Here is a 26,916-nt window from a genome sequence, read left to right as displayed (position 1 = left end):
CTATACGTTCGCCGGCCGGCGAGCCGTGGCGAAAGCCGCCCTCCGCCGGTCCGGCCCGGTCGATCTTCGCCTGAAAACAACGATTTACCGGCAGTTTGCAAGGCTTTGCGCGAAGCCACGAGCGTTCCGTCGTGGCAGGGCGTTTTGCTCCCTTCGTCTATCGGTCAGGACGCCACCCTTTCACGGTGGAGAGAGCGGTTCGATTCCGCTAGGGAGCGCCAGCCATTTCAACTACTTAGCAAAACGACATTCCGCCTCGTTGGATGTGCTTCGGTTGGGGAAATCCGCCAGCGCGCCCTGACGTTGCCGGAAACGTCCGAGCAAGCTCCCGCCTCGAAGCTGCAGGGAGCGCAAATGTCAGCGCCTGTTCGACGAGACCAATAACGCCCGGCTGACGCCACGGCGACGCGCTCGACGGGGAGCGTCGAGCCTCCACACACGCGCCTTGATCAAACAATCGTGCGCGCAGGGACCGATCACAACGCTTAGCGCGTTGGACCCGAAATATCACTCGGGCAACCACCACTGCACCGCGGACCTCTCATGCTCGACCGTCAGCTCCAATCCGCTGATGGACGACGAGCCGTGGGCGAACTGCGGGCGACGTGTACATGAAACCGGTTCTGATGACGTGGCGGCATTACGCCGCCGGAAGCTTGGCGCTCCTGCTTGTTCCACTGCTTGTCCTGCCGCGAGGGGCCGTCGCAGATTCCGCCTTGGACTCTCAGGTCGAGGACATCGTCGCCCGCGATATCGCGTCCGCGGCGACGGAAGACGATCCGGGTGGCGTCGCCTTTGCCGTCTACGCCGCCGGGCATACGCGCTTCTTCAATTACGGTCTCGCCGACGAGGCCGCGCGGCGGCGCGTCACACCGGATACGCTGTTCAATCTTGCCTCCTTGCGCAAAGTGTTCGAGGCGACGCTGGTCGCGCTCGGCACGCTGCGCGGCGAATTGAGCCTGGACGACCCCGTCAGCAAATATGTCGGCGAATTGCGCAGCGATGATCTGCGCCGGATCACGATCGGCGAGCTCGCCACGCATACATCCGGCCTGCTGCTGCCAACCGACCATCCGCCCTGGCCCAATGAGTCCTACTCCCTGGCCGGATTTTTCGACCTGCTCAATGCGTGGAGGCCGGGCGCGGACGCAGCGCCAGGCAAGCAGCGCATCTACAGCCACGCCGGTTACGTACTGCTCCAGCTCGCGCTGGAGCGTCGCTACGGACTCCCGATCGGCAAGCTCATCGAGCAGCGGATCCTGACGCCGCTCGGCATGACGGCGACGCTCATCCCCGAGCGTGGGCCGGACAATCGTGCCATCATGGGTCCGGAGCTGATGCAGCGCGTCGTTCAGGGCTATTCCGACAAGGGCACCGCGATCGGCCCGCCGGGCAGTCAGCAGAGCTATTACGACTTTCCGGGGACCGGGCAGATGTTCTCCTCGGCACGGGATCTTTCCATCTTCCTTTCCGCCTGCCTCGACGGCAGCGCGGCCGACCCGCAGCTAGGCCAGGCCTTGCGGATGACGCAGAAGGAGATGTTCCGCGTCAGCGGGCAATTCGGACAGGCCATGGCCTGGGAAAATGTCGACGTGGACGGCATCGGCATTGTCGACAAGCCCGGCGGCCTCAACAACGCCACCGCCTATATGGGGCTTGTGCCGGCCCGCAAGCTTGGCGTGCTCCTGCTTGCCAACCGCGGCGAGTTTCCGCACGAGATCGCCCGCTACCGCGTGCTGCCCGCCTTGGCGCGACTGTTGAGCAGGCAATCTCGCAACGAACGGGATGCCAATTAGATCAAGCTTGTGTTCTCCAATAAGCGGGTATGAGGCAAAGGGATGACGACTGGGGCTATGTGCCTGCATCAACCCGCCGGTTCAGATCGGCGGACCGCTTTGGACGGAACGAAATTCTCATACCGTGGAAAGGTGGTCGACCCGGTCCAAAGCTACCTGATGTCAGGCTGCCTTGGTAATCATCGTCAGGACCCCATCGGCAAGGTTGATGGCGACGACCTGCGACGAACTCAGGCCCTTGGCCTTAAGCACGGATGCCGCCTCCGGCGTCGCGTCGATGGACTTCCGAAGTGACTGCAGATCTTCTGCACTCGTGTTCGCGACGATTTGATCGATCTTTGCGCGAACCTCCGGTTTCAGTTCCTTGATATCGACGACCTGTATGCTCCGTATGACCGTGCTGGGCTGAGCAGGCGGTGTCGGTACCGGTACCTGCGATTGCGAGGACACTCCTTGTGCCTGCACGAAAGCCGGTATCCCGAGGAAGACGACTGCAATAATCACCGATGCCGTAAGGATGCGCATGGACACTCCTTTAGAGGTGAAAGCTAGCAAAACTCTTAGCCGCAAAATTTGGTTAGCGTCTGATTTCGACGAGACCATTCAGTGGAGGTAATGCGGCTGCAATGCAGCGCGCCCAAGACGTTCCGCTTGACACGATCGGGCCCGCGCCGACTGCCGAAACTTGGAAAGCAGCCCGCCGGGGTTGTTAGCGACACCGCCGGCTGGTCGCCCTCGCGAGATGATGCGAACGCGACGAAAGCCCAAGCGAGGAACCCGCCGTCACCCCGCAATTGCCGCGCCTGCTTTGTCGGAGATCCGCGTTCAAGCATCGAGCGGATCGCAAACCGCGCTTGCCCCTCATCGGTCTCCCCGAGGTCTCCTATGTCCATCTCTGCCATTGGTTCGGTCACAACCGCGACCGCATCGTCCCCATCTGCAACCGCGTCGTCCCAGTCTGCCTCATCGTCGCAATCCACCGCTGGAAGCGGGGCGACGGGTGGAGGTTCGTCATCCTCAAGCAAGACCATCGTCAGCGAGGTCTCGGTGACCGTGAATGGCATCACCACCACGACCATCACCTATTCCGACGGCACGACCGAGGTCCAAACTACGGCCAGCGCAACGGCGAGCAGCCAAGGCTACACCGCCAAGGGGACGGCCAGCACCGGCACCCAGACCGCGTCCAGCCAAAGCGTCGTGGCCTGAACGGCTTCCATCGACTAGCCAGGATCGTAAGATGGTGCGGGCCCGAGATTCGCACTCAGGCTCAGTGTCGATCGAACAGCCGATTCTGCGAGCAGATCGTGAAGACCATCCTTTCTGTGGCGGTCCTGGTGACCGCCATTCTCACCACCGCAGCGCCGGTGCGGGCTCAGATGTATGACCCGAACTATCCGGTTTGCCTGCAGGTCTACGGCATCAATGGCGGCTACGTTGCCTGCGGCTATACCTCGATGGCGCAGTGTCAAGCGTCGGCCTCGGGCCGCTCGGCGCAATGCATAGTCAATCCGTTTTTCGCGCCCCAGGGGCCGCGGCGCCGGCCAACGGTTCGAATGCATCATCACCAGTGAGCGCGGGACCAGGCGCATCGCGCATGATGGCGGTTGCCATCTGTCGCGCAGTCTGAATGGAATGCTGCACCGGTCCTGCGATTTGCAAGAGGTGCTCCTCCATGCCCGACACGTCCTTGCCCGTCGATGGCGCCCGCGTCTTGTCCGATCTCAACGCGCTGCGCGCGATCGGCGCTTACAAGACCGGCGTCCATAAGCCGACCTTTTCGGACGCGCATATGGGTTCGCTTCACTGGCTGATCGAGCAATTGCCGGCCGCGGGCTTGACCGCTTCGATCGACGGCATCGGCAATGTGGTGAGCACCAGCGCCAAAGCCGGAGCCAAGCTGCTCGCCGGCTCGCATCTGGAAAGCCAGAATTACGCGGGCTGGCTCGATGGACCACTCGGCGTCGTCTATGCGCTCGAAGCGGCGCGCGTTCTCAATCCCGATCCTGACATCAAGGGCGCGGTCGAGGTGGCGGCGTGGTGCGATGAGGAAGGTCATTTCGGTCATTTCCTCGGCAGCCGATCCTATGTCGGTGGCGTCACGGAAGCCGATATCGATGCCGCGCGCGACCGCACCAGCGGCCGCACGATGCGGGATTCCCTTGCTGCCGTCGGGCTTGCGGGACGAGCGCTCGTCACGGCCGAGCGAGGACGCCATATCGGCTATCTGGAGGCGCATATCGAGCAAGGCGAAACGCTGGAAAGCTCCCGCCTCAAGATCGGCATTGTCACCTCCATCGTCGGCATCTGGCAATACCGCATCACCTTCAGCGGCGAGCAGAACCACGCCGGCACCACGCGGATGGCCATTCGCAAGGACGCGGGACTGGCGCTCGCCAGGTTCTGCGTCGCGATCGACGAGCGCTTTCCCAAGCTGTGCGGGCCGCGCACGGTCTGGACCGCGGGCCGCATCACGCTCGATCCGGGCGCGCCGAGCATCATCCCGGGCCGGGCCGAAATGCTGTTCCAGATTCGCGACGACGATCCATCCGTGGTCGCGCGCCTGGAGGCGGCGCTGCACGGCATGGCCCATGAGGTCAACGCACAGGGCCGCTGCGAGGTGGTGGTGGAGTGCATCCGCAAAGGCGCTCCTGCCATGATGGATGCCGCCTTCCAGCAGGCGATCGAGGATGCGAGCGACGCCCTTGCGGGCGGCAAATCCTTGCGCATGCCGAGCGGTGCCGGCCACGACGCGCAGGTGCTGGCCACCATCATGCCGGCCGGCATGCTATTCGTGCCCTCGATCGGCGGCATCAGCCATCATTGGCATGAAAATACGGCCGACGAGGACATCGTCACGGGCGCGCAGGTCTTTGTCGACGCGTGCCGGCGGCTGCTCGCCAAGTGACCGCAGAGGCGGCGCAAGAAGTAAGCGCGCAAGCGGCGAAAGCTAACAAGATGCAACCAGATTTGATCTCGGACGGCCTCGCCTTGGGCGACAAGGACCGCCGCGACTGATATAGCTGCGCCGCTCATCGCCGGGCTGAGCGGGAACCGCCGAGAGGCGCTCTCGCGGGCCCGGCTCCGCTTATAGAGCGGTTCCATCCACTTGCGTCACGAAGCTCGTTGACGCTCGACCGGCCCAGAAGGCAAACTGCGCCGTGGGGGCGTCTTTGGGGGATTTCCATGCCAGCACTTGCGAAAGCGGCACCATCCGACCTCGCCGGCGAACTCACCGCGCACGCGGTTGCCAGCATCAAGGCCGCCGATCACTTCGCCCTGCCCTTTCCGCACATCGTCTTTCGGGACTTCTTCCCGGCCGATTTCTACCGGGATCTGGTGCGGCATATTCCCACCCGGGGCTATGACCCAATCACCGGGACCGGCACGCGCATGGCGCTGCGGCTCTACGGCGACAATGTCGACAAGATCGATCCCGAACTGCGCGAAGCCTGGGCTGCGGTCTCGACCATGCTGACCTCGAAAGAGGTCGAGAACGCGATCCGCGCCAGGCTTCATGACGGGCTGGAAATTCGCGCCCGCGGCGACAAGGTCGCCGGTCCCGATGCGCTGAAGCTGGTGGCAAAGCCGGTCGTCTACCGGGACCGGGACGGCTATCAGATCAAGCCGCATCCGGACACGCGCAAGAAGGTCGTGACGATGCAGCTTTATTGTCCGACCGATGCGAGCCAACAGGCGTTGGGGACAACGCTGTACCAAGCCTCGCTGAAAGGCCTGCTGCACCCCGGCTCCTATTGCCTGGAGCCGGTGAAGACGATTCCGTTCCTGCCCAATGTCGGATACGCCTTCGTGGTGCTGAAGGCCTATCACACGTTGAAGAAAATGAGCTGGCACGGCCGTCCGACCATCCAGACCGATCAGCCCCGCATCACGATCCTCAACACCTTCTATATCAACGAGCACGTGGGCTTCTGAGAAACCGGGCTTCTCGACAAGCCTTTCCTCAGCAGCCGCGGCAGATCGATTCCACCATCTTGGAGACCCTGGCGTCTTCGCGGTCGACAGCCGCATTGCCGGTCCCAAGGGGTGGCCCCTTCATCCGACCGTTGCCCCGGCCGGATGACGGCAGCGCCGTGCCCAGCGAGTTGGTGCCGGGCGCAGCCGCGCTGCTACCGAACACACCGCCGGACGTGGATGAACTGTGCATGCCCATGCCACCGCCCTGCCCGCGCGCGGACGCCGCGGCGCCCGAAAGGCTCGCGCAAAGCACGATGCACAGGATGGAAAACTTGTTCATGGCAGGCTCCCTCCCGTTTCGGAGAGAGCAACGGCCAGTCTAATAAGGGGTTCCGGCCATCACGCAGGGTTGTATGCAGCGCACAATCGCCGCGGTGAGCACGGCAGTAGGTTTTGGGGATTTCGCTGCTGGCGTGATCGTGCTTTAGACACAACCCGCGTCTAGGCTTGAGTTGGTCAGGATCGGGGGAGCCATTCATGCGCATTTTTATTGCCGCGGCGATGATCGCGCTATCGGCCACGTCGGCTTTCGCCCAGCAGCACGTTCCGCGCTATGGGGAAACGGACAAGGAAAGATCGCAGTCCGATATCGAGGCCGAAAAAGAAGCTGATCGCGCCTATCAGCGATCTCTCGGCAATATTCCAGACCGGGGTCCAAGCGATCCCTGGGGCGCGGTGCGTACGACCGATGCCCCCAAGACCGCTACGGCCAAGTCGTCGAAGGCGAACGCCAAGACCGGCGCGGCCCACAACTAGTGTTGTGACTCTGACAATCCCTTCCGTCATTCCGGGCACAGCCCGCAGGGCTGAACCCGGAATCCAGAGGTTGTGGCGCGAGATCCCGGGTTCTCGCTTCGCGAGCCCCGGAGTGACACCGAGTGAATCAGATGTCAGAGAAACAACACTAGGCTCGCGACGCGCGTTCCGGCTACGCGAAGGCTTACAGCTTGTCCTGAGCGCTCCTGGCGGCGGCCCGCCTGGCGAAGAACAGGTACAATAACCAGACGTCGATCAGGATCGTCGCCAGCATGACGGCGTAGGCCCACGGGCTCTGCATCAAGTTGAGTTCGATCAGCGTCCGCGAAAGGCCAAATCCGACCACCCAGGCGTCAAAACTCATGCAGATGCGCCGAAAGGTCTCGGGATCAACCCGGCGCATCAGAAGGGCGCCCAGCGGGATGCCGACCGCAACGCTTGGAATGAACACGTAGAGCAGTTGCGCGCTCTCGGTGATGAAGAGGCCGAGCTTGTAATAAGCGATCGCGGTGACGCTCGACTCGACGGCGCGGACCAGGGCCAGGCCGGCCCGAAACTCGTTTTTGACCAGGCCCTGATTGTTGAACAGGATTGCCAGCGGCGGGCCTGAGATGGTCGTGACCGAATACAGCACGCCCAGCATCGTGCCGAAGGGCAACCCGACCAGCCAGGTCGATTGAATGGGGCGGCGCCAGCCTGCGGCCTGGATCAAGATCAGCGGTAGGAAGATCGTGTAGGTCGCGAATTTGACCCAGCCGGGCTGCAGTGAGGCAAGCGCGATGGAGCCGACGGCAATGCCGGGCAAAAGCCCCGCCAGAATCGGAAACACCCGTCTCCAGACGCTCGGCACACCCTTCAGGTTGATCAAAAGCACATAGAAATTGATCAGCACCTCCACGACCACGACGGCCGGATTGAGGATGCGATTTGTGTAGAAGATGAGCGCAAGCGGGACCGTGAGCGATGAAAACCCGTAACCGATCGCGCCATTGACGAAGGCCGCAAACAGCGCGACCCCGGCCAAGACGATGACGGCAATGTCGAGGGAATGCATCGTCGTTGTCCAATCAGCGGCGAGCCGTCGTTCGCATCGATGTTGCTCGCACCTCCATCAGCCGGCGTCGATCCATATCGGGTTCAGCTCACCAACGAACGTCTCGAACCCGTCCGTGCCGCGCGGCCATTCGGAAGATGCTCAAAGCAAATCTGCGAGCCGCGGTTCCGCGTTCTTAAAGAATTCACTTATAGACAGAACGCGCGAAGTCATGCATTTTGTTCTTCAAACAATCTCCAAAACCATTGATTTGACTGGCTAATCAGGATTCGGCGACCGGCCGGCCATCCTTGAGCACGCCTGACGCCGAAGGAAGGTCCGCTGATGAGATTTCCAGCCGCGCTAATCGCGCTTTGCGCGTTCTCACAGGTCGCGCAGGCCGCGACGCAGGACTGCAAGACTATTACAGATCCGGCCTTGCGACTCACCTGTTACGACAAAATCAACCCGCCGATCGCCACCTACCCCATTCCGTTACCGAAACCATCGCGCCCGATTTCCAGCAGTAGCCCCGACGCGACCGGCTATGCGGACCCGCAAAATGACGACGAGGCGCAGGTCAGGGCGCAACTGCGCAATATTTGCCGCGGTTGCTAAAGGCGGCCCGTCGTCGGGCACTCGGTACCGCCGACGGAGGCATAAGGTCGCACCACCGGGGTAGCTAACCCGAAAATATGGCCTATTTTGCCACCCATATGAACCTACTTGCCTCACTCCCGACGTCCATCGGTACCGCAGCGGTCGCGCCCGCGCTCCTGATCCTGTGGCTCGTGATCGCCGCCGGCGAGCGCCCGGGGTCGCCTGCCAAGGTGTGGGGTGCCTTTCTGCTCGGCGCAGGCAGCATTTCGCTGTTGGGTATCTTGCGTGCACCGTTCCGGGATCTCGTCATAGCGCCGGACAACCCCTGGCTCGCGCAGATCGTGCATTCGCTGTTCGGCGTCGCACTGCCGGAGGAAACGGTGAAGATCCTGGTCATCTTCGCCGTCTCGGCGCGACGCCGGCCGCTCGATGATCCCATGGACACGGTGGTGTACGGTGCGGCGGCCGGACTGGGCTTTGCGGCCTACGAAAACCTCGCCTATCTCGTGCAGCACGCGGAGATGTGGCGCTCGCTCGCGGCATTGCGCAGCGTGCTCACCGTGCCCTTCCATGGCGCGCTCGGCATTATCGCCGGCGCCTATCTCGCGATCGCGCGTACCGGCACCGCGCTCGGTGCCCACCGCTACCACCGTGACTGGGCGCGCATGTCGAGCTGGATCCTGATGCTGATCGGACCGCTCGCGCTGCACGCCGCTTTCGATTTCCCGCTGCTGATGCTGCAGAAATATCCGGATCTCGCCCCGTCGGCCAGGCTGTGGTTTGGCGCAACGAGCATGCTGATCGGGTTTTCATCGATTGCGTTCGCCGCGCGCCTCGTGCGGCGGGTTGCCCGTCATCATGCGCCCCGGACCAAAGTCGCACGGGAGCGTTTGAGCCAATTGCGGCGGATGTGGGCGCTGCTGATGATCGGCGGGGGCGCCGGATTTGCCGGGCTCGCTTTCGTGCTGACCTCGGTGCACCATTGGCTGCTCAACCCCGAGCGCAACATGACGATCGTGCTCGTACCCGTCGGGTTCACCTCCATCCTGCTCGGCAGCGCGCTTTTGGTTGTCACAACCGCGATCTATCTTCTCGGTCGCAGCCGGCTGCGCACCACCATCTAATTCAGCGATTCTTTCTACCGCGCCCCCACCTCGGTCGGATGTTTTCTCCGATCACGAGGAAGATTGCGATGCCGGCTCAGCGGACGCCAGCAACAATCACGCGCGCTCCCGCATCGGCGAGACCCTTGCACTGCTCCTCAGATGCGCCGACATCAGTCACGAGAGTCCAGCGCGGCGGCAGCGGCGCCCAGGCCATTTGTTCGGCTCGGCCGAGCTTGCTGGCGTCGGCGAGAACGAGGACTTCTTTCGACTGCTGCATCATCAGCGACTTCAGTGCGACCTGCTCGAGATCCGCCTCGCACAGGCCACGGCCATTCACCACGCCGTCGGCGCTCATGACGGCGCGATCCGCGGTCATGCGCCGCAACGCCTCATTGGCGAGCGGCCCCATGGTGCTCATGCTGTTGGTGCGCAGCACGCCGCCCAGCACAACCAGCTCTATGGCCGGAGCCTTCGCGAGGAAGGGCAGCAGGGCAAGGTTGTTGGTGATGATGCGCAGCCGCCGCTGCTGCAGCAGTCGGCCGAAGGCTGCGACCGTCGAGCCGGCATCGAGAATCAGGGTATCGCCGTCCTCGATCAGATCGATCGCCGCGCGCGCGATCGCCTGCTTCTGTTCGCCTTGAACCGCAAGGCGCTGCTCGAGCGTCGTCTCGTTCGCGTGGGCGGTGAGGATGGCGCCGCCATAGGTACGGCGCACAGCATTGTTCTTGGAGAGATGCTGCAGGTCGCGCCGCACGGTGGAGGCGGAGACGTCGAAGCGCCGCGCGAGATCGTCGACGTCGATCTCTCCCGCGTTCAGTGCTTCCAACAGACGAGCGTGACGCTCCTTGCTGCGCATCGACATCGAACCTCAGCCCCAGATTCATTGCGGTCAGCCGAGCTCGGCCTCGCGGCACGGCCGATGGATATCACGATGCATCGGCCGTGCAATATGAGCACTTAACTCACATCTCGCTCCTCGTCCTGAGGAGCCCGCATGGCGGGTGTCGCCCTCAAGCCGCCTTCTTCGGCGCGAGATCGACCGCCTGCCGCAGCGCCTCGATCAGGCTGCGCTCGTCAGCGATACCCTTGCCCGCAATGTCGAAGGCGGTCCCGTGATCGACCGAGGTGCGGATCACAGGCAGGCCAACAGTGATGTTCACGCCGGCTTCCAGCCCGAGCACCTTGATGGGTCCATGGCCCTGATCGTGATACATCGCGACCACCATGTCGTAGTCGCCGCGGCCGGCCAGGAAGAACAGCGTGTCGGCAGGGAGGGGGCCCCGCACATCCCAGCCCTTGCGCTGACAGGCTTCCACGGCCGGCGTGATCTTCGCGGCTTCCTCGCCGCGACCGAACAACCCGTTCTCGCCGGCATGCGGATTGATGGCGCAGACGCCGATCTTCGGATTGGCGATGCCGGCGCGCGCCAGCACGTCATGTCCGCGTGCGATGACACGCTCGACGAGGCCGGGCTCGATCTTCTCGATCGCATCGAGCAGGCCGATATGCGTGGTCACGTGAATGACGCGGAGTTTCGGCGACACCAGCATCATCGACACTTCCGGCGTGCCGGTCAGATGCGCCAAGAGCTCGGTATGGCCGGGATATTTGTGGCCGGCCGCATGCAGCGCTTCCTTCGAGAGCGGCGCGGTGCAGATGCCCTGCGCGAGCCCTGCCTGCACCACCTGCACGGCTTTTTCTATATAGCGATAGGCCGCCTCACCTGCCGTCGCCGACACCTTGCCGAACGGCAGATCGTCCGGAACCAGCTTCAGGTCAACGCACTGCACGGCCTTCGACGCAAAATTCGCCTCCTTCGCGTCGCTCAACGCCGCGACCTTAAGCGACACGCCGACGATCTGACCGGCGTTTCGAAGACGGTTGGCATCGCCGATCACCAGCGCATTGCAGATCGCGTGCACCTCCGGCTGCGCCAGCGCCTTCATGATCACCTCGGGCCCGATACCGGCCGGATCTCCCATGGTGATCGCAATGGTCGGACGAGTCATATGAAACTTCCTCTGGTTCGGACGGCGCGAAGGCGCTCGCTGATGCGGATAAGGCTTTGCTCGTCACCGAACGCGCCCGCTTTGGTGGCGATCGGAACGGACAATCGGCCAAGAGTGAGGCCGAGCGACACGCCCGGCTCGATTTCGTCGGCAAGGCGGATGCCGTTGACGCCGAAGCGCGACAGCATCGCCGCGGCGGTTTCGCCCCCGGTCGCAGCAAAGGCGCCGATCATGGGTGCGACGGCCTCCAGAGCGTCGGCGAGAGCCTGAGCGAGCTCCGGGCCCAGCGACATGTCGGGGTGATCATCCATCATGATCTCAACCAATGCATCGCCGCCGCCGGCAAGTCGTTTCATCACGTCCGCGGCGAGCGCCGCCCGGCCGGCACCATCGTTGAGCAGCGTCTCCGGCGCGATCGGCAAATGCGCCACCGTGCCGGTCGCCTCCAGCTCGCGCGCGGCGACGCGAGACGCGCCGGCGAGCGAGCCCACCACGATCAGTGTGCCGGATGCGCTCGTCGGAATGCGCAGCGGCTCGACGGCATGTCTGACTTCGAGGCCGGCCAGCGCATGCGCGAGGCCGGCGCTGCCGATGAAGAAGGTTGCGGGCGATGCATGCAGGCTCGCCTCCGCAATCAAATGCAGATCGTGGTCAGTCTCGGCGTCGCAAGCTGCGACCACATCGCCCTCCCCGGCGAGCCTCGCGAACGTGGCTTTGAGATCGCCACCGCGCACGGCAGCGAGCTTGACCTTCTCACCGCGAATGGCCCCGGTCGCGAGAACGTCGACAAGATCGGCATTCGGATAGGTGTGGTCGCGCCGCCAGACCTCGGCCTCCTCGAGAGGGCGGCCTTTGACCAGGATGCGCCCGTCAATGGTAGTGCGGCCGGTGGCCGGAAAGGCCGGCGCGAACACGCCGAGGGCCGGCCCCGACCGTGACTTGAGATGCGCAAGCGCGGCGGCAGTCTCGGCCGCAGGTTGCCCCCGCAGCGTCGAGTCAATTTTTTTGAAAAGAATACGTCCGGGTTCGCACATGCGCGCCAGCACATCGGCATGGCGGGCTGCAGCGGCCTCGGCCGAAAGGCCGCGACTCGCTGCATCGTATGCCAGGACGGGCAGCTCGTAACCCGACGCGTCGGTCACCTCACCCCACGTCACCGCAGCCGCACGCCCCCTTCTACCGAAGGCGATCGCACAGTCCGCGGCACCGGTGAGATCGTCAGCGACGATCAGCCAGCTCTGGCTTGACGCATTTTCTTGACGCGAACTGATACTCATTTCGCTCGAAAACGCTTTAGGGGCCATCTTCAGTGACCTGCCTCGGCAACGGCCGAGCGCGCTGCGAGGGTCATCTTGCCGGCAGCAGCCACGTCCTCTTCTGCGGCCTGCTCGACGTCGCTACCAATGACGCGGGCCATCCAGGCGGTGACGATCGGCACGAGGATTGCGGTAACCACGACGCACGCCGCGACGAGGATAGTCGCAGGCCGTGCCGCGTCCGCATAGGCCGGATTGGCCGCGGCGACAATCGCCGGGACGGCCGCCGCATTGCCAGCCGTCGAGGCCGCCGCAACACCCGCGACGCCATTCCCGCCGGTGATGCGATCGGCGAAGAACAGTGGGATGCCGGTCACAACGACCACGCCCACCCCCATGCCGAGGCCGAGTAGACCGGCCTGCCAGACCTTCGACAGATCGAGGCCGGCGCCGAGCGCGAAGGCGAAGAACGGGATCATCACAGGCACTGCGCGGCCCAGGAAGTCGCGCATCTCGCGATCGAGATTGCCGATGATCATGCCCACCACCAGAGGCAAGATAGCGCCCACGAGGGTCTGCCATGGAAATGCCGAGAGGCCAGCGACGCCCAAGGTAATCATGGTAAGGAAAGGACCGCTCTCCAGCGACATGATGGTATAGGCGCCGACGTCACGCGGACGTCCATATTGGCCCATCAACGCCATATAGAGACCGCCATTGGTGTCGTTCATGGCCGCGACGATCGCGAGGGTCGAGACACCCGCGAACATCCCGGCTGCGACCGGCGCTTCTCCCAAAATGCGGCCGAAGATCAGGCCGAGGACAACGGCAACGCCAACCTTCACGATCAGCAGGGTGCCGCCCTTCTTCATGATGTAGGGGGTCGCGCGGAAGTCGATGCTTGCGCCCATGCAAACGTAAAACACGGCGAGGATCGTCAGTGCGCCAGAGAACAGTGCGCCGGTGAAGGAGCCAAAAAACTTCGGGGTATCGGGAAAGAAGGTCGCAATAAGCGCCCCAACCAACAGCGGGACCACCATCATCCCGCCAGGCACCTTCTCGATCGCTCGCTTAATTGGAAGCTGCATTTCTGTTTTTCTCCCGCGCACCGCGCACACTCAACCAATTTGCGCATTTCTGCCAAAAAAACGAGCAAACGTGCATTATTTATGCGCTAATCGCGCGCTATTCAAGATTTTATGCGCATTCTACGCAAAAAAGGGCTGTATGGGCAATCAACGACCAAAATGGAACTCGCTCAGAATGCGATTGATTGCGAGATAGGAACGCCAGAGATTGGCCTGCAATGTCGGTCCGGAGACCCGAGATGACCCTTCCTCGAGACACCAGCGAAGACATCCGTCGGCTGCAATCCGAAATGAGGGCCGCGGTCCGCGACCATTGGAAGGCCTTCTTGATCGAGGGCATTCTGCTGGTGATCCTCGGCCTTGCCGCCATCATCGTGCCGCCTCTCGCCAGCCTTGCGGTTACGATCTTTCTCGGCTGGATGTTCTTGATCAGCGGCATCGCCGGCCTGATGCTGACCTTTTGGGCCCGGGCCATGCCAGGCTTCTGGTGGTCGCTGATCTCGGCGATCCTCGCCATCATCGCTGGTGTCATCCTGCTGGCACAGCCCGCGCAGGGTATCTATGCCCTCACCCTGGTGATCGGCGTCTACTTCCTCGCCGAGGGTGTCGCCACCATCATGTATGCGCTGGAGCATCGGCGCGAATTGTCGGAGCGCTCGGGCTGGCTGCTTGTCGCCGGCCTCGTCGATATCGTGATCGCCTTCATCATCATCTCGGGCCTGCCGGGATCGGCGGCATGGGCGATCGGGATCTTGGTAGGCATTAACCTTGTCTTCGGCGGGACCACGCTGATCGGAATGGCGCTGGCCGCCCGGCAGGCCTGATGTTTTTTTGGATGACAAGGGGTAACTGCTGCGCTAAGAGGACAGCCATGATCACCTTCGCCACCAGCTACTTTTGGTACTTTAGCTACGACAGCTCGCTGGCGGCGGGAGGATCGCGCTCAATCTGAGGAATTGCAGCAGACGTCCGAACAGCCGCCAGACCTGGCGGCTTTTTTGTTGCCGGCAGGTTCTTAAGAGCATGATCCGGAAAAGTGGATACCGGCTTTCCGAGAAGATCATGCTCAATCAAGAGTCACAGGAGCCAGCCAGCCGTGTTGAGTACGACAGACGATCTTCGGATCAAGGAAATCAAGGAGCTGAGTACGCCGGAAGAGGTGATGCGCGAAGTCCCGCGCACCCTGACCGCAACGCGCGTCGTCATGGCCGCGCGCAATGCCATTCACGGTATCCTCAATGGCACCGATGATCGGCTTCTCGTCATCGTGGGCCCCTGCTCGATCCACGATCCCGCGGCTGCAATCGGCTATGCCGAACGGCTCGCCGCGATGCGCGAACAGCTTTCCGATCACCTCGAGATCGTCATGCGCGTCTATTTCGAGAAGCCGCGAACGACGGTCGGCTGGAAAGGACTGATCAACGATCCCGACCTCGACGGCAGCTTCAACATCAACAAGGGCCTGCGACTCGCGCGCTCGGTGCTCTCCGCGATCAACAATCTCGGTCTGCCGGCCGGGACCGAATTCCTCGATGTGACCACGCCGCAATACATTGCCGACCTGGTGTCGTGGGCTGCGATCGGCGCGCGGACCACGGAAAGCCAAATTCACCGCCAGCTTGCCTCCGGCCTCTCCTGCCCGGTCGGCTTCAAGAACGGCACGGACGGCAACGTCCGCATCGCGGCGGAAGCGGTGATGGCGGCCTCGCATCCCCACCATTTCATGGCGGTCACCAAGGGCGGACGCTCGGCGATCGCGGCGACCAGCGGCAACCAGGACTGCCATATCATCCTGCGCGGCGGTCGCGCGCCCAATTACGACTCTGCCAGCGTCGAGGCGGCCGCTGCCGAGCTCGCGCGATCAGGCGTGGCGCCGCGACTGATGATCGACACGAGCCATGCCAACAGCAACAAGAAACCGGAGAACCAGCCGCAAGTCGTCGCCGATATCGCCCGCCAGGTGTCCGACGGCGAGCACCGCATCCTGGGCGTGATGATCGAGAGCAATCTGGTCGCGGGGCGGCAGGACGTGCGGCCTGGTGCGGCGCTCGCTTACGGTCAAAGCATCACCGACGGCTGCATCGACTGGGAGACCACGGTGCCGGCCCTCAACCTCCTGGCCGAAGCGGTCGCGGCACGACGGCAGAGCCAGCCGGGCGACGTGCGGGAGCGTTCAGCCTAGGAGCATGATCCGGAAAAGTGGAAACCGGTTTTCCTCGCGACAAACGCAGGACGCGTTTGCGCGGAGATCATGCTCAAACAAAGAGATGAGATCTCGCTGAGCTTTGAGGCAGCGGCGGCCGTCTGGATGCAATATTTGACGGCCTACGGCGCGCTGGTCGAGATCAGCAGGCTTGGCAAGGATGACCATGTCCTCATCACGGCGGCATCAAGCAGTGTCGGCCTCGCCGCAATCCAGATCGCCAATATGGTTGGCGCGATCCCGATTGCGGTGACGCGGACGGCTGCCAAGACACAGGCCCTGCTCGCCTGCGGCGCCGCGCATGTGATCGCGACAGCGGAAGAAGATCTGCAAGCCCGGCTGACAGAGATCGCCGGCACCACCGGGGTCCGCGTGGTCTTCGATTCGATCGGCGGCCCGATCTTCGCTCCCTTGACCGCCGCGATGTCGCGCGGCGGCATCCTGATCGAATATGGCGGCTTGAGCCCGGAGCCGACGCCTTTTCCGCTGTTCACGGTGCTGAGCAAATGCCTCACGCTGCGCGGCTACCTCGTCCATGAGATCACCGGAGATCCGGCGCGGCTGGAGGTCGCGAAGGCGTTCATCCTCGAAGGGCTGGAATCAGGTGCGCTTCGGCCGGTCATCGCCAAGACGTTCCGCTTCGACCAGATCGTCGAGGCGCATCGCTTCCTGGAATCGAACCAGCAATTCGGCAAGATCATCGTGACGATTTGATCGACGGTGATAGCCCGAACTAACAGTTCGTTTCAGCCAGCAGCAGCGACTTTTTCGTCGATGCCCTGCGATCCCGCAGGCCGAGGAGCAAGGCGGCGCCGGCAAAGACGAGCCCGCAGAGGCAAACCATCGACCAGCCGCTGGTCGCCCATGCAAATCCCGACAGCGCCGATCCGGTGGCGCTGCCGACGAAGAAGATCCCCGTAAAGAGGCCATTGATACGTCCTCGCGCTTCGGGATGCAGCATGTTGATGGCACGGCGGCCCAGCGTCTGGTCGCCGATCACGCCGATATCCAGCACGAAAGCGGCAAGGCACAGGAGCGCCAGAGCAAGGCCGTGATGCCGGGCTGGCTCGAAACCGAACCAACCCGCTCCGGCGACCCCCGAAAGGACCAGTGCGCCAACCGTTGTCGCATGCGCGATCCGGGTGGCCAGGACGGTCAAGCCGCGATCGCCAGCGCGGCCGGCGATCGGCGCGACGACCGCGCCACCTGCTCCGGCAAGCGCGAACAAGGCGATGCCGGATTGATCGAGATGGAAGGGGGATGCGGCAAGGCGCAAGGCGATGGCGGTCCAGAAACTGCCGAAGGCCGCCATGCACAGGGCTTGATAGGCTGCACGCCGCCGGAGAACGGGCTCTTGCCCAAGCAGTGTCCAAAGCGAGACGACCAACGCACCGTAGCCGACGGTTGCAGGCGGCCGGTGCCGCGGAAGTATCGCCAGCAGCATGAGCGCGAGGCCGGCCATCGCCGCTGCGTCCACTGCATAGGACAGGCGCCAGCCGAAATGCTCCGTCACCAGACTTGCGATCGGTCGCGACAGCAGAATGCCCACCATCAATCCGCTCATAGCCGTACCGATGGCCCGGCCGCGCAGATGCTCCGGCGTGATCGCAGCCGCGAGCGGAATCAGCATTTGAATCGAACTGGTCGCAACGCCGACGGCAAACGCCGATAACAGAAACAGCGAGGGCGTCGGCGCCATGGCAGCACAGGCGAGCGCGACGACGTCGAGGGCAAGCGTTGCGATGATCAGGCGCCGGTTTTCCATGAGATCGACTAGCGGGACAAACGCCACGAGCCCAACGGCATAGCCAAGCAGCGTCAGCGTCGGCGCAAGGCCGGCGAGCGCGATGGGCATGCCCAGGCTTGGGCCGATCAGTCCGACGAGGGGTTGAGCCGCGAACAGCGGCAATACGATCAGCCCGACTGCGAACGTCAGCACCGCAAGGAGTGCGGGTGACATCCGGCCATCTGCGGAGCGTTGAGTGGCGTGTGCTGGGGACGCTGGCGACATCTTGGGGTTCCAGATTGCAAAGGCATCGCGAGCGGCGACGCATGCGGGGAACCTATGCATCGGCCAATCTGGTGATAATTGGTGATTTATGCGATATATTCTCTCAAAAGCTGGAAGAATTGGAGTCCATGGCGGATCTGGACGACTACGCCGCCTTTGTTGCCGCCGTCGACCACGGCAGCCTGACGGCGGCGGCGAGAGCCCTCGGCCGTTCGTTGCAGGGGATCAGCCGCTCGCTCGCATTGCTCGAGCGCGAGCTCGGCACGCCCCTGATCTTGCGCACGACCCGGCGATCAGAAGTCACCGCCGCAGGACTCGCGTTCTATGATCGCATCAAGGCCGCGCTCGGGCAAATCGACCTGGCGCGCGCGGAGGCCGAGCAGTATGGCGAAGTCGTTTCGGGCCGGCTGCGGATCGCCGCATCGGTCCTGTTCGGACCCGTCTATGTGGTGCCCGTGGTGGCGACGTTCATGCAGCGGTGGCCCGGCGTCGAGGTCGAACTGGTGCTCAATGACGGGTTTGCCAATCTGGTTGCGGATCGGCTCGATCTTGCCATCCGCATCGGCGATCTCCCCTCATCCGGACTTCGCAGGCGCGGGCTCGCCCATCTCCGGCGCGTTCTGTTTGCGACGCCCGGCTACCTCGAGCGTCACGGGCGGCCGACCACGCCTGCCGATCTGGCCCGTCACCACTGCGTGGTGAGAACGATCGGCCCGGAGCAGGATGCCTGGCCGCTGACGATCGAGGGGCAAATTGCGTGGATACGCGTGCGCGGCACTTTTACGGCAAACGACGCCGCCGCATGCAACGAGGCGGTTGCGGCGGGTCTGGGAATTGGTCTTGCCCCGTATTGGCAGATACGGCGCCTGATCGACGATGGACGGGTCGAACTTGTGCTGACCGATTTTGAGCCGCTGCCTGTTCCGGTCAGCGCAGTCTGGCTCCCGGTAGCGCAACTGCCGGCACGAACGCGCTTGTTCATCGACACGCTCGCGGCAAGATTCTCCGCCGAGCGCTGGTGAATCAGCAGCCGCGGCAGATGCTCTTGATCTTCTTGTCGAGCGCTGCGTCTTCCTTGTTCGCGGGATCGTTCGGATTGCTCAGATTCTGCTCGCTGGGCACGTCGCCGGCCCGCGGCTGACGATGGCCGATCGGCGCCTCGGGTATGCCACCGTGGATCGTCTGGCCTACCGACGGCGATGATGATCCCTTGTTGCCGCTCTGCGCAACGGCGGCGGTCCCACTGAGGAGAACCATGAGCGCCACCAAACCAATCTTTCCCTTCATGTTGCTCCTCCGTCGAAGAATTGAGAAACGCACGCTATCTTGATCGCGGCTCGGGCGGGTAGAGATGCACTTCGCCACAATAATCGACGATACGATAGCGCGTTTCTCGATTTGCATCACGTTCACTCACAGAAGAATCTTCGCTCGCGAGATAGTTCGGTCCGACCGGCGCTTTACCGGCACCGCCCGGGATGTCCAGCACATACTCTGGCTGACACAACCCGGATACCCGCCCTCGCAAGCCTTTCATCAGCGCCTGACCCTCGGCCAGCGTGGTACGCAGATGCGCCGTCCCGGGCGCGAGGTCACCATGATGCAGGTAATAGGGCTTGATACGGCATTCAACGAAGGCACGCATCAATTCCTCCAAAGCGGCGGGGTTGTCATTGACGCCGCGCAAAAGCACCGACTGGCTCACCATCGGAATGCCAGCGTCGATCAGCCGCGCGACAGAGGCGCGCGCCCTGTCCGTCAATTCCCTGGCATGATTGGCATGCAGCGCCACCCAGACCGTGGCGCCGGCCACTTTCAGCGCGCTCACGAGATCATCGCTGATCCGTAAGGGATCGGCGACCGGCACCCGGGTATGAATCCGAATGATCTTGACGTGGCCGATTTGAGCGAGATCGGTCATGACCTGCGCCAGCCGCCGCGGCGACAGCATCAGGGGATCGCCGCCGGTCAGGATGACTTCCCAGATTTCGTTGTGGGCGCGAATATAGTCGAGCGCTCGCGCATAGGCCGCATCGGATAAGGCGCTCCCCTTGCCGGGACCGACCATCTCGCGGCGAAAGCAGAAGCGGCAATAGACCGCGCAGACATGGACCAGCTTCAAGAGCACCCGGTCGGGATAGCGGTGCACGATGCCGGCGACCGGCGAATGTGCATCATCGCCGATCGGATCGGGATTCTCGCCCGCGGCGACCGACAGCTCCTGCCGGCTCGGGATGAATTGGCGCGCAATCGGATCGGCGGGATCGTTGGGATCGATCAGCGCGGCAATGTCGGGCGTCACGGCAATCGCATAGCGCGCCGCGACCTTTTGCAGATCGGCAAGATCGGATTCCGGCGCAAGCCCGCGTGCGACGAGTTCGCCGGCATCGCGGAGGGTGGTTGCAAAATTCATTCTGCTCATCTGTCAAAGGCCGCCGGCGTCCACACCACTTGGTCGATGCGCAAGGCACCGCTCGCCAGCATCACCAGGCGGTCGAAGCCGAGCGCAACCCCGCTCGCCGGCGGCATCTCGGCCAGAGCGGCCAAAAACTCCTCGTCCAGCGGATAGCGCTCGCCATAGCGGCGCTGCTTTTCGTCCATCGCAAGCCCAAAGCGGCGGCGCTGCTCATTCGCGTCGGTCAATTCGCCGAACCCGTTGGCGAGTTCGACGCCGCAGGCATAAACCTCGAAGCGTTCCGCAACGCGTGGCTCGTCCGGCTTCACGCGCGCCAGCGCCGCTTCCGGGGCTGGGTATTCGAACAAGACCGTCAAACGTCCCTGCCCCAGATGGGGTTCTATATGCTCCACCAGGATTTTGCTGAAAATATCGGACCACGTGTCATCGTCGGCGAGGCGGACCTTCTGCCCCGCCGCGGCCGCGAGCTGCGCACGATCGCCCTCGGCACCGTTGATCGTCGCGAGCAGGTCAATCCCGGCATGGCGCTCGAAGGCGGCTGCGACCGTCAAGAATTCCGGCGCGGCGAAGGGATCGGCAGCCCTGCCGCGGAAGGAGAATTGCCGGATCCCCGTGGCCCTTGCGGCCTCTGCAACCACCGCGACACAATCGCCTATCACCACATCGTAGGGCGCGTTGGCGCGGTACCATTCCAGCATGGTAAATTCTGGCAGGTGCAGGTCGCCGCGCTCGCGGTCGCGAAACACCCGGGCGAATTCCACGATCTTGTCTTCGCCCGCGGCCAGCAGCTTCTTGCAGGCAAATTCGGGCGAGGTGCGCAGGAACCGCGTCAACCGCTCGCCGCTGCTGCGGGTCAGCTCGGTCCGCGGCGCGTGCAGGTGCGTCTCGTTTCCCGGCGAGACCTGCAAAATCCCGGTCTCCACCTCGGTAAATCCCTGAGCCTCGAACCAGGCCCGCAACGCGCGGGCGACCGCACCGCGGGCGGCCAGGAACGGCCGCGCATCGGCGTGGCGTGAGGTCGACCACCAGGGCGAAGACGGGACGTTTTCGGCCATCAGGCTTGCCACCCCTCTGGCGGCAAAACGCTGGCGTCCCGCGACAAAATCAGTATGTTGCGGCCCGAAACCGCACCGTTCGTACCCCCAAACCGGCATTTGTCGTCGTTTCGGGCCAAAATATCAGGAAAAGCAGCTTTGAGAGTCATCGCCAGCTCTATTCGCAAAGGCAACGTCATCGAGCAAGACGGCAAGCTCTATGTCGTTCTGAGCGCCGAGAACATCCATCCCGGCAAGGGAACGCCGGTCAGCCAGATCGAAATGCGCCGAATCAGCGACGGCGTGAAGGTCTCGGAGCGCTACAAGACCACCGACCAGGTGGAAAAGGCGACCGTCGAGGAGCGCAATTTTACTTACCTCTATGAAGACGGTGACGGCTACCATTTCATGAACCCCGAGACCTATGACCAGGTCCAGGTCCCCAAGGAGATCGTCGGCAGTTCGGCCCCGTATTTGCAGGAAAGCATGACGGTCAAGCTGTTGATGCACGACACCACCCCGGTGGCTATGCAGCTCCCGCAGCGCGTGACGCTGGAAGTGGTGGAAACCGAGCCCGTCACCAAGGGCCAGACCGCCTCCTCCTCCTACAAGCCCGCCGTGCTCTCCAACGGCGTGCGCACCCAGGTGCCGCCGCACATCACCGTCGGCACCCGGATCGTGGTGATGACCGAAGACGGCTCCTACGCCGAGCGCGCGAAGGACTGATATCGGAGCGATGTTGCTCCAGGGAACCACGGGTGGGGCGGAATGGCTGTCCGGTTTGTCGCAGACTTGCCGGCAGCTCTCGCCTTGGTTCCCGTCGGCGGCCTAGATAGGTCCTTCTGCCGAGAAGTTTCGGACGCCGGAAATCTCGGGGTGCGGTATGCCTCAGCCGGCTTCGGCGGCTTACGTCGCCTCCTGCCTGCGCGGCTGCGGCTGGATCCGGGTCAATCCCACTGAGCGCCTGATCCGCGGCCGCGGCCACGGTTTCCGATCGCAGATCACGGAAACCCCAATGGCGCGTGCGCTCCCGGACGAGGTGGAGCGCCCGACCCAAGGCCAGGCAGAGAAAATTCTCAATACAGCGCAAAGTAAGCGATCATCGTTATCACGATCAGCGCCAGTACCACCGATAGAATGAGCTCGGCCCTGACGCCGCGCGCCGAATGCGATTGCTGGTCGTCGATCCATCGACTGGTGCGAACGAAGCGGAGCAGCGAGGTGGCGATGATGGCGATGCCGACGAGGGTCAGCGCCAGTCCGTCGTAATGGCTGAAGGCGCCGGACAGCGCTTCCAGCCGCAAATTTTTCGAAGTGCCGAACGCGTTCGCCTCCGCCATCGTCCGCACAAACAGATTGAACTTTTCGACCACAAAGCCGAACGCGATGACCGCGATGCCGGTGCGGACCCAGGCGAGAAAGGTCCGCTCGTTCGCGGCGTGATCAGAATATCGCTCTATCATTGAGACCTCGTGAGCGGACAGAAACGGGACTTGCGGGGCAAGCAGATTGTAGCCGGTGAGCAATGCACGGCGCCACAACCCGCTCGCTCCGCGCCAATCCCTGACCGCGGAGTTCTACGACCGCTTCCTCCTAAAGGCCCGTCCGGCTTGCCTCACTCGATGAAGGTGGTGAGTTGCGCGCCCTCGTCGGCCACGAACACGGCAATCAACTCGGCCGGTTCGTTATTGCTCGCATTGGCCGAAACAAGATGCGTCGAACCGGGCGGCTCGAAGAAGGATTGACCGACCTTGAATGTCTCAAGCGGACCGCCGCCGAGCTGAGAGCGAATTTCGCCCTTGGTGACGTACGCGGTCACCGAGCCGGCATGCCGATGCGCACGCGAGAAGCCGCCGGGACCGTAGAAGACGCGTACGATGGTGACGCGCTTGCCCGGCACGTTAGGCAGCGGATACGAGGCGATCGGCTCGACCTTGTCGAGCGGCGATCCCGCAGCGGCGGCGCTGGCGCAAAGCGGCGCCACGAGACCGGACATTGCATCCATCGTCAGCGGCAGCGCCTTTCCGAGAGCGAGCGCACAGGCCAGGCCCGCAAGTACGGACAGCGAGATCGGCCGTGCAGCGGACCGCGCCGGCGCGAGACCGAATGTTGGGATCGATATCATGTTTCTCTCCTGGATCGTTGTCCTTCCCCCTGCCCTCCGCCTCAGCTTGCGGCGCGCGCGGCCTGTCGCGCCGGCGGCGTCCAGCGAAAAGCGACGCCGAACCGGTTCCAGACGTTGATCACCGCGACGGCCGAGCTGAGATAGACCAGCTCCTTCTCCGAAAATTCCGCGCTGGCTTGCGCGTAGCTCTCATCGCTCACGCCGTCTGGCAGCAAGGTCAGTGCCTCCGTCCACGCCAATGCGGCGCGCTCCCGGGCCGAGAATTGCGGCGCCTCGCGCCAGACCACCAGGAGATTGAGCTTGTCGATCGACATGCCGAGCCGCTCCGCCTCGAGGAGATGAAACTGCACGCAGAAGGCGCAGCCGTTGATCTGGGAAGCGCGAATCTTCACCAGCTCCAACAGCTCCTTCTCCAGGCCGGCCTTGCCGGCGAGCTGGCCCAGCGCCGCCACACGTTCGTAGATGTCGGGCGCGAGCGCCCTGAAATCCGGATAGTCCTTGCGGGCGTGTGACATCTTGATCACCTGATGCTATAAGAGCTCTGATCAATTATAAGAGCTCTTATAGCATGCGCAAGTTGGATATGAAGCCGCGAGAGCCGCGGCGCGAGGAGCCGGGCAGAGTTCGAAAACCACGTCCGAAAGCGCGCTCGAAAACATCCCCTCCTAGCAAGGAAGGTGTCGCCGTCACGAGGCGGCCTGTCTCCGTGCGGCCGCCGCCGGTGGGCGAAGGCAAGCGCGGCGAAAGCGGCTATCTCGGCTATCTTCTGCGGCAGGCCCAGGCAGCATCGCGCCTCGCCTTGGAGCGCTCGCTTGCCGAATTTGGTGCGACGGTGCCGCAGTTCGTCGTGCTCACCATGCTCAAGGCCTATCCGGGCCTATCCGGCGCCGATCTCGCCCGCGTCGCTTTGCTCACGCCGCAAACGATCGGCGTCATCATCCGCAATCTCGAGCGTGACGGCGCGATCAGGAAAACGCCGCATCCGGTGCATGGGCGGATGCTGCAATGGACGCTGACACCGCACGGCGGCGCGCTGCTCGAGCAATGCCGCAAGCGGGCGCTGGCGTTGGAACAGCGGCTTGCGGCGGGCCTGACGGCCAAAGACGAGCGCATCATCCGGGAGTGGCTCGCCAACATTGCCGTGAGCCTGCAGCAGGAGAGCTAGAACGCCCTGGCAGAGCCGGTTTTGCGGCGGCCCGCGCGAGGCTAGATTAGGCCGATGAGACAGTCTGATTCCTGGAACCTGCCGACGCGGCGCGCCCTGCTGCGCGCCGGCGCGTCCGCCGTCGCCCTGGTCTTGCCCGCCGGGGTGCTCGCCGCCCCGCCCGGCTTCGAGCAGTGGCGCGAGAATTTCCACCGGCGCGCGCTCGGGGCGGGCATTTCGCGGGCGACCTGGGATCGCGCGATGGCCCATGTCGAGCCCGACATGACCGTGTTCAAGGAGATCCGCAACCAGCCGGAATTCAACGAGCAGATCTGGCAATACCTCAATCGCCGCGTTTCGGAGTGGCGCATCATCCACGGCAAGGAGGCGCTCGCGGCAAACGCGGCGCTGTTCGCGCGAATCGAGAGAGATTTCGGCGTCGAGCGCGGCACGCTGCTCGCGCTGTGGGGCGTCGAATCCGCCTATGGCGATCCGATCGTGCAGAAGAACCACATGCGTCCCGTATTCCCTTCGCTGGCCGCGCTCGCCTGGAACGAGCCGCGCCGCAAGGCCTATTGGGAAAGTGAGCTCCTCAACGCGCTGCGGATCGTCGATCGCGGCTGGAGTACGCCGGAGGAGATGCGAGGATCATGGGCCGGCGCCATGGGACATACGCAATGGATGCCGGAAGTCTGGCTGCATGTCGGCATCGACTATGACGGCGACGGCAAGATCTCGCCCTTCGGCAAGCCGGATGATGCGCTGGGCTCGACCGCAAAATTCCTGGTCAACCGCGGCAAATATCATCGCGGCGAACATTGGGGTTACGAGGTGAAAAGTCCCGATGGCGCGATGAGCGGCAGCCGCAGCTATGCGGCCTGGGCCAGTGCCGGCGTTACCCGCGCCGACGGCCAGCCGTTCCCGCAGCCCAATGCGTCGGCGCAGATGTGGATGCCGGTGGCGGGCGGGCCTGCCTTCCTCCTGGGGCCGAATTTCTATGCCGTGCGCAGCTACAATCCCTCGATGAATTACGCACTCGCAATCTGCCATCTCGGCGACCGCATTCTCGGCGCCGGCCCTTTCATCCAGCCCTTCCCGGGCTCGGAGCGCGCGCTTACGCTAGCCGAGGTGCAGGAGATGCAGACACGGTTGACCAAGGCCGGTTTTGACACCGGCGGCACCGACGGCCGCGTCGGCAACGATACCATGAAGGCGGTCCGCGATTACCAGCTCAAGACGGGCATTCAGCCGGCCGACGGTTATGGTGGACTAAAGGTGCTGGCGCGCTTGCGACAGGGTGGCTAGAGCGGTTCACAGCTTAATTGAATCGGGAGGGATTCCGGATTTGGGGCGAATGTGATTCAAGATGCTGGCTGGGACTGGAGGCCAGCATCCGATGGTTCGACCAATTTCCAATGACCTGCGTAAGCGTGTTGTTGCGGCGGTTGCGAAGGGTGAGAGCTGTCGTTCGGTCGCAGCGAGGTTTGGCGTTGCGGTGTCGTCCGTGGTGAAGTGGTCGCAGCGTCATCGCCAGACCGGCTCGGTAGCGCCTGGCAAGATAGGCGGCCACCGTAAGCCGGTGCTTGAACCGCATCGCGCCTTCATCAGGGAACGGATTAGCCAGACGCCGCATTTGACGCTGCATGCCTTGAAGGACGAACTCGCCGCGCGAGGGGTTAAGGTCTCCCACAATGCGGTTTGGCTGTTTCTGCGTCGCGAAGGGCTGCGGTTCAAAAAAAACGCTGCTCGCCCTCGAGCGGGCTCGCTCCGACGTCGCACGTAGACGCCAGCGCTGGCGCTCATGGCAGGCCAAGCTCGATCCCCGACGCCTGGTCTTTATCGACGAGACCTGGATTAAGACCAACATGGCCCCACTGCGCGGATGGGGGCCAAAAGGCGAGCGGGTGCGGAGCTTCACGCCACATGGCCACTGGCGGACGCTGACATTCCTTGGCGCCTTGCGCTGCGACCGCCTCACCGCACCTTGCTTGTTCGACGGCCCAATCAACGGCGAATGTTTCCGTGCCTATGTTCAGCAGCTTCTCGTCCCCCAGCTCCGGCCAGGCGACATCGTCATCATGGACAATCTCGGCAGCCACAAGTCGGCGGCCCTGCGCCGCCTGATCAAAGCCGCCGGCGCAAGGCTCTGGTATCTGCCGCCATACTCGCCGGACCTCAATCCGATCGAACAGACCTTCGCCAAGATCAAGCATTGGATGCGCACCGCCCAAAAGCGCACGATCGACGAGATTTGCCGCCATATCGGCAGCCTCGTCACAACCATCCAGCCCAACGAATGCAGCAACTACTTCGAAAACGCCGGATACGCTTCTATCAAAACGTGAAACGCTCTAGCTCTCC

General features: G+C 63.5%; 29 protein-coding genes, 1 tRNA gene and 1 pseudogene. 17 read left to right on the top strand and 14 right to left on the bottom strand.

All coding sequences use genetic code 11. The features are described 5' to 3' along the window. Positions 1-146: 146 nt before the first annotated feature. Positions 147-221: transfer RNA gene (locus tag P6U23_RS20000), tRNA-Glu, on the top strand. Between the two features lie 390 nt (positions 222-611). Further along, the gene (locus tag P6U23_RS19995) at positions 612-1,796 is read left to right on the top strand and encodes a serine hydrolase (protein ID WP_407174190.1); all 1,185 of its coding nucleotides are present in this window, start codon (positions 612-614) and stop codon (positions 1,794-1,796) included. Positions 1,797-1,958: 162 nt separating this feature from the next. On the opposite strand, the gene P6U23_RS19990 is transcribed toward P6U23_RS19995, so the two are convergent. After that, the gene (locus P6U23_RS19990; protein ID WP_407174188.1) at positions 1,959-2,321 is read right to left on the bottom strand and encodes a hypothetical protein; all 363 of its coding nucleotides are present in this window, start codon (positions 2,319-2,321) and stop codon (positions 1,959-1,961) included. 522 nt (positions 2,322-2,843) lie between these two features. Between P6U23_RS19990 and P6U23_RS19985 the strand changes: the two genes are divergently transcribed. The 4 genes from P6U23_RS19985 to P6U23_RS19970 all read left to right on the top strand — a co-directional run bounded on the left by P6U23_RS19985 (position 2,844) and on the right by P6U23_RS19970 (position 5,732). Next, positions 2,844-3,005 (top strand): hypothetical protein, encoded by a 162-nt coding sequence (locus tag P6U23_RS19985; protein WP_407174186.1) that lies wholly within the window; start codon positions 2,844-2,846, stop codon positions 3,003-3,005. Positions 3,006-3,103: 98 nt separating this feature from the next. Continuing rightward, positions 3,104-3,370, top strand: coding sequence for a DUF3551 domain-containing protein (locus P6U23_RS19980; protein WP_407174184.1), 267 nt, complete (start codon positions 3,104-3,106; stop codon positions 3,368-3,370). A 101-nt stretch (positions 3,371-3,471) separates the two neighbouring features. Beyond that, the gene (locus P6U23_RS19975; protein ID WP_407174183.1) at positions 3,472-4,704 is read left to right on the top strand and encodes a Zn-dependent hydrolase; all 1,233 of its coding nucleotides are present in this window, start codon (positions 3,472-3,474) and stop codon (positions 4,702-4,704) included. A 278-nt stretch (positions 4,705-4,982) separates the two neighbouring features. Then, positions 4,983-5,732: a hypothetical protein gene (locus P6U23_RS19970; RefSeq protein WP_407174182.1), complete on the top strand. Its 750-nt coding sequence runs from the start codon at positions 4,983-4,985 to the stop codon at positions 5,730-5,732. Positions 5,733-5,760: 28 nt separating this feature from the next. Here the strand turns inward: P6U23_RS19970 and P6U23_RS19965 are convergent, their stop codons facing one another. Beyond that, the gene (locus P6U23_RS19965) at positions 5,761-6,054 is read right to left on the bottom strand and encodes a hypothetical protein (protein ID WP_407174180.1); all 294 of its coding nucleotides are present in this window, start codon (positions 6,052-6,054) and stop codon (positions 5,761-5,763) included. 197 nt (positions 6,055-6,251) lie between these two features. Between P6U23_RS19965 and P6U23_RS19960 the strand changes: the two genes are divergently transcribed. Continuing rightward, positions 6,252-6,530 carry a hypothetical protein gene (locus P6U23_RS19960; RefSeq protein ID WP_407174178.1) on the top strand — a complete coding sequence of 93 codons (279 nt, stop codon included), beginning with the start codon at positions 6,252-6,254 and terminating at the stop codon, positions 6,528-6,530. Positions 6,531-6,714: 184 nt separating this feature from the next. Here the strand turns inward: P6U23_RS19960 and P6U23_RS19955 are convergent, their stop codons facing one another. Continuing rightward, on the bottom strand, positions 6,715-7,584 hold the full coding sequence (locus P6U23_RS19955) for a sulfite exporter TauE/SafE family protein (protein ID WP_407174176.1): 870 nt from the start codon (positions 7,582-7,584) through the stop codon (positions 6,715-6,717). A gap of 324 nt (positions 7,585-7,908) precedes the next feature. On the opposite strand from P6U23_RS19955, the gene P6U23_RS19950 reads away from it, so the two are divergent. Beyond that, the gene (locus P6U23_RS19950) at positions 7,909-8,181 is read left to right on the top strand and encodes a hypothetical protein (RefSeq protein ID WP_407174174.1); all 273 of its coding nucleotides are present in this window, start codon (positions 7,909-7,911) and stop codon (positions 8,179-8,181) included. A 98-nt stretch (positions 8,182-8,279) separates the two neighbouring features. Beyond that, positions 8,280-9,287 carry a PrsW family glutamic-type intramembrane protease gene (locus P6U23_RS19945; protein WP_407181525.1) on the top strand — a complete coding sequence of 336 codons (1,008 nt, stop codon included), beginning with the start codon at positions 8,280-8,282 and terminating at the stop codon, positions 9,285-9,287. Between the two features lie 76 nt (positions 9,288-9,363). Here the strand turns inward: P6U23_RS19945 and P6U23_RS19940 are convergent, their stop codons facing one another. From P6U23_RS19940 to P6U23_RS19925, 4 genes are all read right to left on the bottom strand, one after another. Continuing rightward, the gene (locus tag P6U23_RS19940) at positions 9,364-10,131 is read right to left on the bottom strand and encodes a DeoR/GlpR family DNA-binding transcription regulator (RefSeq protein ID WP_407174172.1); all 768 of its coding nucleotides are present in this window, start codon (positions 10,129-10,131) and stop codon (positions 9,364-9,366) included. A 148-nt stretch (positions 10,132-10,279) separates the two neighbouring features. Continuing rightward, entirely contained in the window at positions 10,280-11,278 is a 999-nt protein-coding gene (gene pdxA, locus P6U23_RS19935; RefSeq protein WP_407174170.1) for a 4-hydroxythreonine-4-phosphate dehydrogenase PdxA, read from the bottom strand. Continuing rightward, entirely contained in the window at positions 11,275-12,555 is a 1,281-nt protein-coding gene (locus P6U23_RS19930) for a four-carbon acid sugar kinase family protein (protein ID WP_407174168.1), read from the bottom strand. The genes pdxA and P6U23_RS19930 overlap by 4 nt, the downstream gene beginning before the upstream one ends. Before the next feature lie 29 nt (positions 12,556-12,584). Continuing rightward, positions 12,585-13,622: a 2-keto-3-deoxygluconate permease gene (locus P6U23_RS19925; protein WP_407174166.1), complete on the bottom strand. Its 1,038-nt coding sequence runs from the start codon at positions 13,620-13,622 to the stop codon at positions 12,585-12,587. A 239-nt stretch (positions 13,623-13,861) separates the two neighbouring features. Between P6U23_RS19925 and P6U23_RS19920 the strand changes: the two genes are divergently transcribed. From P6U23_RS19920 to P6U23_RS19910, 3 genes and pseudogenes are all read left to right on the top strand, one after another. Next, positions 13,862-14,446: an HdeD family acid-resistance protein gene (locus tag P6U23_RS19920; protein ID WP_407174164.1), complete on the top strand. Its 585-nt coding sequence runs from the start codon at positions 13,862-13,864 to the stop codon at positions 14,444-14,446. Between the two features lie 272 nt (positions 14,447-14,718). Further along, positions 14,719-15,804, top strand: a complete 1,086-nt coding sequence (locus P6U23_RS19915; RefSeq protein WP_407174162.1) for a 3-deoxy-7-phosphoheptulonate synthase — start codon at positions 14,719-14,721, stop codon at positions 15,802-15,804. A 93-nt stretch (positions 15,805-15,897) separates the two neighbouring features. Next, a pseudogene (locus P6U23_RS19910) lies at positions 15,898-16,539 on the top strand (zinc-dependent alcohol dehydrogenase family protein); the annotation flags it as partial. A gap of 19 nt (positions 16,540-16,558) precedes the next feature. On the opposite strand, the gene P6U23_RS19905 reads toward P6U23_RS19910, so the two are convergent. After that, on the bottom strand, positions 16,559-17,785 hold the full coding sequence (locus P6U23_RS19905; protein ID WP_407174160.1) for an MFS transporter: 1,227 nt from the start codon (positions 17,783-17,785) through the stop codon (positions 16,559-16,561). A 179-nt stretch (positions 17,786-17,964) separates the two neighbouring features. Here P6U23_RS19905 and P6U23_RS19900 point away from each other — a divergent pair, with 179 nt between their 5' ends. After that, entirely contained in the window at positions 17,965-18,858 is an 894-nt protein-coding gene (locus P6U23_RS19900) for a LysR substrate-binding domain-containing protein (RefSeq protein WP_407174158.1), read from the top strand. A gap of 1 nt (position 18,859) precedes the next feature. Here P6U23_RS19900 and P6U23_RS19895 read toward each other — a convergent pair whose 3' ends face one another. The 3 genes from P6U23_RS19895 to epmA are packed head-to-tail and all read right to left on the bottom strand — an operon-like array spanning position 18,860 to position 21,307. Further along, a complete protein-coding gene (locus P6U23_RS19895; protein WP_407174156.1) occupies positions 18,860-19,123 on the bottom strand; it encodes a hypothetical protein in 264 nt (87 codons plus the stop codon). A 34-nt stretch (positions 19,124-19,157) separates the two neighbouring features. Next, positions 19,158-20,258, bottom strand: a complete 1,101-nt coding sequence (locus P6U23_RS19890; RefSeq protein ID WP_407174155.1) for a lysine-2,3-aminomutase-like protein — start codon at positions 20,256-20,258, stop codon at positions 19,158-19,160. Continuing rightward, the gene (epmA, locus tag P6U23_RS19885) at positions 20,255-21,307 is read right to left on the bottom strand and encodes an EF-P lysine aminoacylase EpmA (RefSeq protein WP_407174154.1); all 1,053 of its coding nucleotides are present in this window, start codon (positions 21,305-21,307) and stop codon (positions 20,255-20,257) included. The genes P6U23_RS19890 and epmA overlap by 4 nt, the downstream gene beginning before the upstream one ends. A gap of 138 nt (positions 21,308-21,445) precedes the next feature. Between epmA and efp the strand changes: the two genes are divergently transcribed. Beyond that, entirely contained in the window at positions 21,446-22,012 is a 567-nt protein-coding gene (gene efp / locus P6U23_RS19880) for an elongation factor P (RefSeq protein WP_407174153.1), read from the top strand. A 350-nt stretch (positions 22,013-22,362) separates the two neighbouring features. Here the strand turns inward: efp and P6U23_RS19875 are convergent, their stop codons facing one another. The 3 genes from P6U23_RS19875 to P6U23_RS19865 all read right to left on the bottom strand — a co-directional run bounded on the left by P6U23_RS19875 (position 22,363) and on the right by P6U23_RS19865 (position 23,926). Then, positions 22,363-22,749, bottom strand: a complete 387-nt coding sequence (locus tag P6U23_RS19875) for a YidH family protein (RefSeq protein ID WP_024509728.1) — start codon at positions 22,747-22,749, stop codon at positions 22,363-22,365. 152 nt (positions 22,750-22,901) lie between these two features. Further along, the gene (locus tag P6U23_RS19870; RefSeq protein WP_407174152.1) at positions 22,902-23,411 is read right to left on the bottom strand and encodes a cupin domain-containing protein; all 510 of its coding nucleotides are present in this window, start codon (positions 23,409-23,411) and stop codon (positions 22,902-22,904) included. Positions 23,412-23,452: 41 nt separating this feature from the next. Continuing rightward, positions 23,453-23,926 (bottom strand): carboxymuconolactone decarboxylase family protein, encoded by a 474-nt coding sequence (locus tag P6U23_RS19865; RefSeq protein WP_407174151.1) that lies wholly within the window; start codon positions 23,924-23,926, stop codon positions 23,453-23,455. 68 nt (positions 23,927-23,994) lie between these two features. On the opposite strand from P6U23_RS19865, the gene P6U23_RS19860 reads away from it, so the two are divergent. From P6U23_RS19860 to P6U23_RS19850, 3 genes are all read left to right on the top strand, one after another. Beyond that, complete coding sequence (locus P6U23_RS19860; RefSeq protein WP_407181524.1) at positions 23,995-24,576, top strand: MarR family winged helix-turn-helix transcriptional regulator; 582 nt, start codon at positions 23,995-23,997, stop codon at positions 24,574-24,576. A 54-nt stretch (positions 24,577-24,630) separates the two neighbouring features. Continuing rightward, positions 24,631-25,860, top strand: a complete 1,230-nt coding sequence (locus P6U23_RS19855; RefSeq protein WP_407174150.1) for a lytic murein transglycosylase — start codon at positions 24,631-24,633, stop codon at positions 25,858-25,860. A gap of 91 nt (positions 25,861-25,951) precedes the next feature. Then, a protein-coding gene (locus P6U23_RS19850) for an IS630 family transposase (protein WP_407174148.1) occupies positions 25,952-26,900 on the top strand; the annotation gives its coding sequence in 2 pieces (ribosomal slippage) (positions 25,952-26,287 and positions 26,289-26,900; 948 coding nt in all). The last annotated feature ends 16 nt before the right edge of the window (positions 26,901-26,916 follow it).

Source organism: Bradyrhizobium sp. STM 3562, assembly GCF_045571435.1.
GTDB lineage: Bacteria > Pseudomonadota > Alphaproteobacteria > Rhizobiales > Xanthobacteraceae > Bradyrhizobium.
The sequence above is the reverse complement of the archived record's forward strand: the minus strand, read 5'-3'. Positions and strand labels throughout refer to the sequence as shown.

What these genes read in the sequence shown, in the direction of transcription:
- P6U23_RS19855 (WP_407174150.1), top strand. Translation starts at nt 24,631, where the DNA reads ATGAGACAGTCTGATTCCTGGAACCTGCCGACGCGGCGCGCCCTGCTG.
- P6U23_RS19865 (WP_407174151.1), bottom strand. Translation starts at nt 23,926, where the DNA reads ATGTCACACGCCCGCAAGGACTATCCGGATTTCAGGGCGCTCGCGCCC.
- P6U23_RS19900 (WP_407174158.1), top strand. Translation starts at nt 17,965, where the DNA reads ATGGCGGATCTGGACGACTACGCCGCCTTTGTTGCCGCCGTCGACCAC.
- P6U23_RS19875 (WP_024509728.1), bottom strand. Translation starts at nt 22,749, where the DNA reads ATGATAGAGCGATATTCTGATCACGCCGCGAACGAGCGGACCTTTCTC.
- P6U23_RS19930 (WP_407174168.1), bottom strand. Translation starts at nt 12,555, where the DNA reads ATGAGTATCAGTTCGCGTCAAGAAAATGCGTCAAGCCAGAGCTGGCTG.
- P6U23_RS19870 (WP_407174152.1), bottom strand. Translation starts at nt 23,411, where the DNA reads ATGATATCGATCCCAACATTCGGTCTCGCGCCGGCGCGGTCCGCTGCA.
- epmA (WP_407174154.1), bottom strand. Translation starts at nt 21,307, where the DNA reads ATGGCCGAAAACGTCCCGTCTTCGCCCTGGTGGTCGACCTCACGCCAC.
- P6U23_RS19950 (WP_407174174.1), top strand. Translation starts at nt 7,909, where the DNA reads ATGAGATTTCCAGCCGCGCTAATCGCGCTTTGCGCGTTCTCACAGGTC.
- P6U23_RS19995 (WP_407174190.1), top strand. Translation starts at nt 612, where the DNA reads ATGAAACCGGTTCTGATGACGTGGCGGCATTACGCCGCCGGAAGCTTG.
- P6U23_RS19945 (WP_407181525.1), top strand. Translation starts at nt 8,280, where the DNA reads ATGAACCTACTTGCCTCACTCCCGACGTCCATCGGTACCGCAGCGGTC.
- P6U23_RS19965 (WP_407174180.1), bottom strand. Translation starts at nt 6,054, where the DNA reads ATGAACAAGTTTTCCATCCTGTGCATCGTGCTTTGCGCGAGCCTTTCG.
- P6U23_RS19905 (WP_407174160.1), bottom strand. Translation starts at nt 17,785, where the DNA reads ATGTCACCCGCACTCCTTGCGGTGCTGACGTTCGCAGTCGGGCTGATC.
- P6U23_RS19920 (WP_407174164.1), top strand. Translation starts at nt 13,862, where the DNA reads ATGACCCTTCCTCGAGACACCAGCGAAGACATCCGTCGGCTGCAATCC.
- P6U23_RS19940 (WP_407174172.1), bottom strand. Translation starts at nt 10,131, where the DNA reads ATGTCGATGCGCAGCAAGGAGCGTCACGCTCGTCTGTTGGAAGCACTG.
- P6U23_RS19890 (WP_407174155.1), bottom strand. Translation starts at nt 20,258, where the DNA reads ATGAGCAGAATGAATTTTGCAACCACCCTCCGCGATGCCGGCGAACTC.
- P6U23_RS19960 (WP_407174178.1), top strand. Translation starts at nt 6,252, where the DNA reads ATGCGCATTTTTATTGCCGCGGCGATGATCGCGCTATCGGCCACGTCG.
- P6U23_RS19975 (WP_407174183.1), top strand. Translation starts at nt 3,472, where the DNA reads ATGCCCGACACGTCCTTGCCCGTCGATGGCGCCCGCGTCTTGTCCGAT.
- P6U23_RS19955 (WP_407174176.1), bottom strand. Translation starts at nt 7,584, where the DNA reads ATGCATTCCCTCGACATTGCCGTCATCGTCTTGGCCGGGGTCGCGCTG.
- P6U23_RS19895 (WP_407174156.1), bottom strand. Translation starts at nt 19,123, where the DNA reads ATGAAGGGAAAGATTGGTTTGGTGGCGCTCATGGTTCTCCTCAGTGGG.
- pdxA (WP_407174170.1), bottom strand. Translation starts at nt 11,278, where the DNA reads ATGACTCGTCCGACCATTGCGATCACCATGGGAGATCCGGCCGGTATC.
- P6U23_RS19925 (WP_407174166.1), bottom strand. Translation starts at nt 13,622, where the DNA reads ATGCAGCTTCCAATTAAGCGAGCGATCGAGAAGGTGCCTGGCGGGATG.
- P6U23_RS19860 (WP_407181524.1), top strand. Translation starts at nt 23,995, where the DNA reads ATGAAGCCGCGAGAGCCGCGGCGCGAGGAGCCGGGCAGAGTTCGAAAA.
- P6U23_RS19970 (WP_407174182.1), top strand. Translation starts at nt 4,983, where the DNA reads ATGCCAGCACTTGCGAAAGCGGCACCATCCGACCTCGCCGGCGAACTC.
- P6U23_RS19990 (WP_407174188.1), bottom strand. Translation starts at nt 2,321, where the DNA reads ATGCGCATCCTTACGGCATCGGTGATTATTGCAGTCGTCTTCCTCGGG.